The organism is Mesorhizobium sp. L103C119B0 (genome assembly GCF_000502235.1).
GTDB lineage: Bacteria > Pseudomonadota > Alphaproteobacteria > Rhizobiales > Rhizobiaceae > Mesorhizobium.
In genome coordinates, this window is the sequence record NZ_AYXE01000044.1 from 1 (window position 1) to 8,905 (window position 8,905).

Annotated in this window: 4 protein-coding genes and 8 pseudogenes; 6 read left to right on the forward strand and 6 right to left on the reverse strand. The window is 60.1% G+C overall.

All coding sequences use genetic code 11. From position 1 onward, the window contains the following. Positions 1-70 precede the first annotated feature (70 nt). From X728_RS137280 to X728_RS01000000167455, 3 pseudogenes are all read left to right on the forward strand, one after another. Positions 71-349 (forward strand): annotated as a pseudogene (locus X728_RS137280) (IS3 family transposase); the annotation flags it as partial. 208 nt (positions 350-557) lie between these two features. Then, positions 558-662 (forward strand): annotated as a pseudogene (locus X728_RS1000000170780) (IS110 family transposase); the annotation flags it as partial. Further along, positions 647-1,016: pseudogene (locus tag X728_RS01000000167455) on the forward strand (transposase); the annotation flags it as partial. The pseudogenes X728_RS1000000170780 and X728_RS01000000167455, both read left to right, overlap by 16 nt. Positions 1,017-1,386: 370 nt before the next feature. Here X728_RS01000000167455 and X728_RS1000000169880 read toward each other — a convergent pair. The 3 genes and pseudogenes from X728_RS1000000169880 to X728_RS1000000170790 all read right to left on the reverse strand — a co-directional run. After that, positions 1,387-2,301, reverse strand: a pseudogene (locus X728_RS1000000169880) (transposase); the annotation flags it as partial. A gap of 607 nt (positions 2,302-2,908) precedes the next feature. Continuing rightward, positions 2,909-3,232 (reverse strand): hypothetical protein, encoded by a 324-nt coding sequence (locus X728_RS1000000170785; RefSeq protein WP_155924064.1) that lies wholly within the window; start codon positions 3,230-3,232, stop codon positions 2,909-2,911. Between the two features lie 121 nt (positions 3,233-3,353). Continuing rightward, positions 3,354-3,653 (reverse strand): hypothetical protein, encoded by a 300-nt coding sequence (locus X728_RS1000000170790; protein ID WP_155924065.1) that lies wholly within the window; start codon positions 3,651-3,653, stop codon positions 3,354-3,356. Between the two features lie 437 nt (positions 3,654-4,090). Between X728_RS1000000170790 and X728_RS00370 the strand changes: the two are divergent. After that, a pseudogene (locus X728_RS00370) lies at positions 4,091-5,125 on the forward strand (IS110 family transposase). Positions 5,126-5,226: 101 nt separating this feature from the next. Here the strand turns inward: X728_RS00370 and X728_RS0136700 are convergent. Next, entirely contained in the window at positions 5,227-5,505 is a 279-nt protein-coding gene (locus X728_RS0136700; protein WP_031196222.1) for a hypothetical protein, read from the reverse strand. Positions 5,506-6,129: 624 nt separating this feature from the next. Here X728_RS0136700 and X728_RS137275 point away from each other — a divergent pair. Next, on the forward strand, positions 6,130-7,314 hold the full coding sequence (locus X728_RS137275; protein WP_023833266.1) for a Xaa-Pro peptidase family protein: 1,185 nt from the start codon (positions 6,130-6,132) through the stop codon (positions 7,312-7,314). 443 nt (positions 7,315-7,757) lie between these two features. Here the strand turns inward: X728_RS137275 and X728_RS1000000169890 are convergent. Continuing rightward, positions 7,758-7,934 (reverse strand): annotated as a pseudogene (locus tag X728_RS1000000169890) (IS21 family transposase); the annotation flags it as partial. A gap of 42 nt (positions 7,935-7,976) precedes the next feature. Between X728_RS1000000169890 and X728_RS0136710 the strand changes: the two are divergent. After that, positions 7,977-8,375: pseudogene (locus tag X728_RS0136710) on the forward strand (transposase); the annotation flags it as partial. A 1-nt stretch (position 8,376) separates the two neighbouring features. Here X728_RS0136710 and X728_RS01000000167470 read toward each other — a convergent pair. Beyond that, positions 8,377-8,866, reverse strand: a pseudogene (locus X728_RS01000000167470) (tyrosine-type recombinase/integrase); the annotation flags it as partial. Positions 8,867-8,905: the final 39 nt, after the last annotated feature.

Consider the following 8,905-nt stretch of genomic DNA (forward strand, 5'->3'; position numbering starts at 1 on the left):
CCAGCTGAAGCGCTTGACCAATGGCTCATGAAAAGAGAAATCGACCCTGTTGCGACGACCGTTTGAATCCGCCCAATACACGAGCGAGCAGTTCCAGCGCCTGATGACCGACCACGGCATTACGTGTTCGATGAGTCGGTCGGGCAATGTCTGGGACAATGCTGCGATGGAGAGCTTCTTCTCGTCGTTGAAAACCGAGCGGACAGCCCGCAAGGTCTACAGGACGAGAGATGCCGCGAGGGCGGACGTGTTCGACTACATCGAGCGCTTTTACAACCCTCGGCGGAGGCACTCGACGCTGGGCTATCTGAGCCCCGTGGAGTTCGAGCAACAAGCTATGTTAGCTTAACCTCGTGTCCGAAAAACCGGCAGCAGGCCAGAACTAGGAAGCTTACACAACGCTGCGCTGCCGGTCGCTCGACGTAGCTTGGGAGGCGTCACGCCGGTCAGGTAACTGGTTGGCGACGGAGTGACCTGATGTGGTGGACGGCCTCCGCTCCCGGCATCGCAATGTGCCAAAGTGTGGCTGTCGAAGGTCACATGAGGGAGAGCCGTCCATGGAGAAGGTTAGCACAATCGGTCTGGATGTCGCCAAGCACGTCTTTCAGGTGCACGGCGTGGACGCTGAGGGCGCGGTGGTTGTGCGCCGGAAGTTGCGTCGCTTACCTATCGCTCGGCAGCCGATAATACGGGGCGGTTTGCAAAATCCCGAACCGTCGGCGCGTACTTCGGACTGACGCCCAAGAATGTCAATCCGGCGAGACCGACATCGACGGCGGTATCACCAAGGTCGGCGATGGAATGGTGCGAACCGCACTCTATGAAGCGGCGCATATCATGTTGACGCGCGCCACGCGGTTATCGGCCCTGAAACGCTGGGCGATGGAGGTAGCGAAGCGGCGCGGCATGAAACGGGCAAAGGTGGCACTGGCCCGCAAGCTCGCCACCGTTCTTCACCGCATATGGGCGCTGATGTCAGTCAGTTCCGTTGGGGCAAGGACACCGTCACCGCGTAAAGGAGGAACAAGGCAGCGGAGCAGGCGCCAGAGGCACTGCTTCTTCGAGGTCCCGTCGCTGGGACGAGGGCTTGGCAAGGTCGGGAGTAGTGTTGTGAAGCTTCGGCAAATCACGTGTCCTAGATTGACCTGCCGGCTTAAGGATCTGATGGGATGATGTGGCAATCTTGGTGATGACCACGGACAGAAGCATGATCCCAGCAGCGTGATGATCACTCGAAGGGACTTGACGAGCAAGGGCCCATTACAGAAGCACTACTTTGGCAGATTTTTAGCGAAGAGGGACCTGCGGCAGTGCGGGCAGCGGATTGGCGGGGGTTGTTCGAGCGCGTTTAGGATTGCCTGCCAGATCATCATCAACGCGTGCCGGATCGAAATGGTCAAGGCCGAGTTCTTCCTTGAGCTGCTGATGCGCCTGTTCGCATACCCAGCGCGCCTTGATAGCGCCTGCGAGCTGCTTGAGCGGGGTGTCAGCGGGAAGGTTGGAGAGATAATATTTGCGCTCGCCGGTCGAGCGATGCTCGCCGATAACCCAGATCTCCTCGCCGGGCAGGTGCTAGGCGCCCATGTCGCGGATGCGCTGGGGTGGACCGTCGGTAACCGGACACGGACAGCGGCGAAGCGTTCTGAGAGGCGACCCTTGGTACCACGCCGCCAACTAACCGTCCTCCATCGGGCTGTCTCCAGCATCGCATGCGCAGTGATCGACTTCGGATCGGGGATGTGCCGATGCGCGGGCGGCCGCGTCCGGCAGCGGGGAAGATCATCGCAATATCGCCACGTCGGCGGATAGACCTTCTGCTTGAACGGGATGCCGACGGTCCAGGTAAGGCCGCGCGCGGTGAGCGTCTGCCGGAAGGGGGCACTCAAGCCATATCCGGCATCGGCAAGCACGCAGCCGAAGCGCACGCCGGCTGTGCGAACCTGAGAGCCGCAACCCTACCATAACCGGCACTTCGCCAGAGGCCAGCGTCAGTGACACGAGCGTGCGGTGTCATCGATGATCAGCCACGCATCGTTCCCGCCAACTTGTCTGTCGGCCTCGGCGAGCAGCGCCGCTTCCAACGGCGCGGCGTTCCAGACGCCGCTCGCAACGAAATGGTGCAGTTGGTCGTAGCTGACGTTGCCAGCACGTGCCGCCATCGGTTGAACGCTCTTGCGATCGCCAGGGCCGATCAATCCCACGATATACGCCGGGCACATCCGTGCTCTCGTCTTGTGCCGCGGCGTCCCAACAAACGGGCGTTAGCCATCGCTCCAAATCAGCTTGCCAGTTCCCATCCATGGCCGGCCCCTCCAAAAGCCGACCTCCTATAAATCACCGAAGACCCCTCTTGGGAATCTGGAGGCATCTGTGAGGTCCGCATCACGAGCGGGCGGCCAAGCGCATTGTGGGACCTCATTGCAAGCCGGATTGAACGGAGGCGCGGTCGGTCAGGCGCTTTGGGGATTGTAGCCCGCAGCAGTGACCGGGATCGTCTTCGCCGGGGCGATGAAGGGTTCTGGGAACGCAATGGCGGCGGAGGATGCCATTGTGGAGGCAGGGATCTTGATGGCGGAAGTCGTCGGTCGGATTGCCATGCGTCCCATTGGCGGCCTGGCGCATCCCTCTTCGTAGGATGGATCAAGAGTTGCCGGTCCGGCGCCCGCGGCGACGAATACGGAGCATGGCGGTGAGGGCATGCGCTGCGCGATCATGAAGTGTCGTTCCGGAAGGGGCTCGGCGGCGCCTGTCCGCACCGCAGCCAAATGGCGAGCGTGATCATTCTACGTCCGCAGTCCGAGGACCATGTGTAGCTTCGGGTTGCCGCCCCCTCAGATCATCATCGGCAGACCCTGCTGCGGGCTAGCCAATTGGGGTGTGCGTTACTCTCCTCCTCCCACGTGCCCCATCACGCCGCACGCAAGCTGACGCCCTGTGGCGCCTCGCCCATGGTGACGACGGGTCGCCGGACGAGAGCGGCAAATGCCGCCGCGAGAAGGGGCTGGCACGCGCCGGCAGTGCCCGCGTGCGGCATGGCATGATCCAACTGGCCGGGCGCTTTCTCCTTTTCCAGAAGGACAGTGCCCTCGTCCAATGGTTCGAGGCGCGCACGGCCGACGGCCGCAAAAAAGCCACGCGCAAGACGATGATCGTGGCGCTGGCGCGCAAGCTTCTGATTGCGCTGTGGGCGCCTGAGCCCGGCATAGCGCGCCACCGCGCGGCGATCGCGCAAGCCGCGCGCCAGGATTCGTGGACCAGCATGTCCGCCGTCTCGACACCGACGCCGATGACCCGTGCCATGAGGCGCAGCCATCGCATGCGGGCCTTCTGGTGCAGCCGGAGCCGCGGCGAGCCTACGCAGGCGGTCGCCCTCGATGGTGCGGATCTGCGCACGCACCAGATCGCCGCTCAAGCAAGCGGTGCAACTCGGCGCGGGTGTTGTCCGGCAGCGGCGTTCCCTCCGCTACGCGGATGGCCATGAGCCTGTCGGCCGCATTGCGCAGGCTCAAGCGGAAGCTGCGAATGCCGAAGCGGGCGAGAATCGCCTTGATGCGGTCGACGAGCCGCGTCTGCTCACCGACCAAGGTCTGCCGTTCGCGGTCGGCCGCCGCGCGTCCTCTTCTTCGAGTGTCGGGATCGCCGCCATACTGCAATGGCGCTTCTCGGCCCGCAGCCAGCCGAGGAAGGCGCGCATCAAAAGCTCCGTCTCGAGCCCATCTGTCTCGGCACGCCGGTGCTCACGCGACACCGCAACGCTGGCAGGTGGATGGCATAGGCCTCAACGTCGCGCCCGCAGCCAGCGAGAAGCCGTCGCCGGTCGCCTCATAGGCGACGGGCGATCCGCTTGATCGCATGCCCGGCTTCGTCGCGCCAACGCTGCAGCAGCTTCAACAACGATGGCGCGTCGGCATCAATCTTCTTCAGCGGCTGGCGCTTGAACCCGGAACAAGCGCGGCAATCCGATGGAGTATCCGGCTTGAGCCTCACCCTTGGACCGCGGTGGATGGTAGGAGAAAGGTGCTGCGCTTCGAGCGATGGTAAACGTGGTCATGTTTTGCAACAGCCACAAGTATCGGAAAGGAAGCGCAGCATGAAGCATTATACGGGCCTTGATGTCTCGGTGAAAGAGACTTCCATCTGCATTGTCGATGAAATGGGCAAGATTTGCCGAGAGGTGAAGGTGCCCAGCCATCCCGATGACCTGATCGCAGTATTGCGAGATCCGGCTTGGATTCTTGAGCGGGTTGGACTCGAAGCCGGACCTTTATCGCAGTGGCTATTCGAGGCCCTAGCCAGGGCCGGCCTGCCGGTGATCTGCATCGAAACGCGCCATGTAAAAGCCTTCCTGAAGGCTCAGCCGAACAACACCGATCGCAATGATGCACGTGGCATCGCGCAGATGATGCGGGTCAACCTGTATCGTCCTGTGCATGTCAAAACGCTGACGAGCCAGAAGCGGCGAGCCCTGCTGACGGCGCGCAAGCTGCTGCAAGGAAAGGCGATCGCCATTGAAAACGATATTCGCGGACTGTTGCGCAATTTCGGGCTGAAGGTCGGGAACGTTGGAGCGGTCAAATTCGAGGAGCGTATCCGCGAGCTGGTCGACAGCATGGCTGATCTCCAGATCATGGAGCCGCTGCTGACAGCGAGGCGTAAACTGCGGGACGAATTCGCCCGGTTGCACAAGAAGGTTCTGAACATCGTGCGCAACGATGAGGTGTGCCGGCTGTTGATGACGATCCCCGGTGTCGGTCCCGTCGTATCGCTGGCATTCACGAGCACTATCGACATTGCGCAACGGTTCAAGAATTCGAAGGCTGTCGGACCGATACTGGGGCTGACGCCGAAGCTCGAAGAGTCGGGGGAAAGTAAGCGCGTTGGCCGCGTCTCATTGTGCGATGACGCAATGATGCGAACGCTGCTTTAAGAAGCTGCCCAGTCGCTGCTAACCACCGTGAAGAAATGGTCATGGTTGAAAGCCTGGGCGATGAATATTGCCAAACGGAGCGGTAAGCGAAACGCCATTGTCGCGCTCGCTCGCCGGTTAGCGGTCATCATGCATCGCATGATGAGTGACGGTACCGAATTCTGTTGGAGGAAGGACGATTTGCCGGCCGCCATCTGATCTCATCGGATTACGGCGCGGCAGAAAAGGAGATGACGGAATCCGCAACCCGGCGGATCGTGTCCTTCGCGGGACGTTGGTGGAGTAAGTTCGTGAAGTGGCTAGTTCGGTCGGCAAATGACGACCAGAACGCCAATCAGATTGTTCTGCTTCATCATTTTTGACCCCATGGTGGGAGGGCCCAAAGGGCCGATCCCGGAGAGAAGCAAGACCCTGCGAAAGACATCAAAGCCAGGAGACGCGGAAAAGCTCGAAAGCGCTTGACCTTGACCAGCCGAATAGAGAGGCCACTTCGCCTTGCTCATTTCGATGACGGCGACAATTGTGTTATCCTGTTCGAGAGCGGTAAGGGACCGGCTCGCGTCAAAAGACTGCGACATGGTGTGCCTCCTTCTGATGGTGGATCCAACAGCGCCTAAGGATGCCACACCCTCGCCGCTCGCCCATAGCATCTACTCAGCGGGGCACGATCCGCAGTCAACNTAACAGCGCCTAAGGATGCCACACCCTCGCCGCTCGCCCATAGCATCTACTCAGCGGGGCACGATCCGCAGTCAACTACAAGGCCAGATAGTATCCATTACAACCATCGGCTCTCATTCTTTGAGGCTCGAAAAAATGGCGTGAGCTCGTAAATCGGGCATGCATTATCAAAGTGGAGAAATTTTCCTTCAACCGATGCTCGAAGTCCCAGAACCCCGCTGTCTCTGCATCCGCCAACCTCTGGCAAATCAATGCCGACTAGAATCATGAAACCACTCGACCCGCCAGTTTCGGAAGGCGTCCACTTTATGGGTTGAGAACAAACCACCGTCCGCCGCTCGGCGCACTGGAGATCGAAAGACCGAAAAGCATAAGTGCATTAGGAAGTCGAAGCAGGACGCAGAATTCCTGCGACGGATGCTGAAAACTAACCCCTTCGCCCAAGAAACTCAGTTATCTTGAGACGATCACAATCCCCGTTGGCCGCCGCGCTGACCCCGAAATCTTGAAGGAGCGACAGGATGAACATCGACAAGGCGCCGCAGGCGTTTCCCCGAACAGAGTACTTGCGTAGACTTGGCGCAGTGAAATCGGAAATGGCACAACGGGATATCGAGGCGCTGGTGGTTACCAACAGCTCGAACATCACTTACCTCACGGGCTACACCGCCCGATCTGCCTATGTCGCGCAAGGTTTAGTGGTTTCGATCCACCAAGAGGAGCCCACGTTTATCTTGCGTAAGATGGATGCGCCGGCGGCCCTGCATCAAACCTTTATGGAGCGCGATAAGGTAATCGGCTATCCAGAAGCATTCGTGGGCAGTCCTGACGTGGATGGTTACGACGCGATAATCGATTTCATCAGCGATGTCGGGCTTTCAAATCGCGGTGTGGGGCTCGAACTAGGTGGGCTGTTTGTGCCTTCGGCGGAGAAGTTTAAGGTTCGACTGCCCCACGCGAGGACAGTCGATTGCACCGGCACCGTAAACTGGATCCGAACGGTTAAATCCGATCTCGAGATATTCCTTATGAGGGAGGCGGCGGCTATTGCAGACGCGGGAATCATGCGTGCCGCGGAGGTGATCCGCGCCGGAGTGCGTGAAGTCGATGCCGTTTCTGAGATCATGAAGACGCTGGTGTGCGGCGCCAATGACAAGCCCGGGACATGGCTCGCAACCCCCTTTTTCATTACTTCGCCGCGCACGGGTGCAGCCCACATCACATGGACTGAAGATGTCCTTCGCCATGGGTCTCAGGTGAACGTTGAGATCGCTGGCGTTCGGCACGGCTACACGGCGCCGATCAGCCGAACCTTCTCAATTGGCCGACCCTCCGATCGTCTGCGCCGAGTACATGAGGCTGAGGTAGCCGGTCTGGAAGCTGGGCTAGGCGCGGTCCGCGCGGGGCGCACCTGTCATGACGTAGCTCGAGCAATTTATAGCACTCTGGAAAAGATGGGCCTCAAGAAAGAGTCGCGCTGCGGCTATCCCATTGGAATTGATTGGACGGAGGATACAGCTAGTCTCAAGGAAGGGGATATGACGGTGCTGAAGCCGAACATGACGTTCCATCTGCATTTGGGTAATTGGGCGATCGAGGAAGATTTCGGATATCTTATTAGCGAGGCCATTCGTGTGACCGAGTCGGGGGTTGAAGTATTGACAAGTGCGCCACGGCAACTTTTCGAACTCCAATCTGCGGCTTAGTTTCTGGCAGCATGGACATCGTGGCTGGNTCAGACGTGTGCTCTTCCGATCTTTCGTGTGACCGAGTCGGGGGTTGAAGTATTGACAAGTGCGCCACGGCAACTTTTCGAACTCCAATCTGCGGCTTAGCTTACTGTGTCATAAAATAGTTCTGACAGCATGGACATCATGGCAGGCGCCGCGCCAAGGCGCGTGCGAGTCTAATGCGAATGGTGGCGATGGAGTTGACGACGTGGCGTTCGGGGAGTGGCGGCGCCGCGGGGTGATAACCTTCGGATAGCGCAGGTGCCTTGAGGAACGGCCTGGAGCGTGGGGCTGAGATGCTATGGGGCGAGCGGTGAGCGTGTGGCACCCTTCGGCACTGTAAAACCACCATCAGAAGGAGGCGTCCCATGTCGCATTTATTTGACGAGAGCCGGTCCCTTAGCGCTCTCGAACAAGATAAGCCGGAAGCGGTAGAGCAGATGATCGAGCGCCTGGCCGGCGATCGACACGCCCAGGCTGCACATGTCGGTAAAATCCGACAACCCGAGCCGGCCGGGTTCGTGAAGCCGACGAAAGATAACCTCCTGCTCTTCGCCGTGGATGGCGCGCCATGACCGGATACGATGCGCCTGTTGGGCAACGGACCGCAGGTGGGCCGTTCGAGGCCGCGGCCGGAGCGGCGGCTTTATGACGAGGCGGTTGGTGAAGCGCTGATCGTGCTGTGGGAGGCCTCGGACCGGATCTGCGGGAAGCGGCTGAAAGCGCTGGCGCCGATCCTCGAAGCGATGGAGCGTCACGGGCATCTTCAGCTTGCGCCGGAAATCCGGACGCGGCTTTTGGCGATGAGTGCGGCAACGATCGACCGCGCCCTTCGCGAGGTTCGAGACACCGCTTGTGGGCCGAGACGCCGTCGCAGTACAGCGTCCACCGCGCTCCGGCGCAGCGTTCCCCGCACCTTCTCCGACTGACAGAATCCTCCGCCTGGATTCGTCGAGGCCGACCTGGTGGCGCACAGCGGGGCGACGGAGCGTGGAAGCTTCATACAAACGCTTTGTCATACCGACATCGCGAGCGGATGACCGGTTTGGACAAGCCGGAGAGGTCGCGCGCTTTCGCGCATGCGTGTCCCACCGCATCCCTGGTGATCGGCTGGTCGGTACGATCGCCGGGGAAGAGCCACGCCTATAGCGCGACAATAGTCGTGCAGAATCTCCAGCAGCTTGGGCGACAGCATCACATAGCGGTCCTTTTGGCCTTTTGCCCTGCTAGACACGAATGACCAACATCTGGCTGTCGATGTGCTGGGCTTCAGCTGAACCGCTTCCGAGATGCGCAAGCCGGCGGCATAGCAAGTCATCAGGATGGCGTGGTGTTTGACGAAGAGGACGCAACCGAGGAACCGAACTTCATCGGGACTGAGGATGATTGGCAGCTTCTGCGGCTTCTTGGGAAGCGGCAGAACCTCTTCAAGCGCCCAATCCCTATCGAGCGTCACCTTGTAGAGAAAGCGCAGCGCCGCAATGGCGGTGTGGATTGCGTATTCCGACGAAGCCGGCCATCGATCCGATTTGAAGCCGGCCAGTCATTCCGATTTCATTCCGGCCGG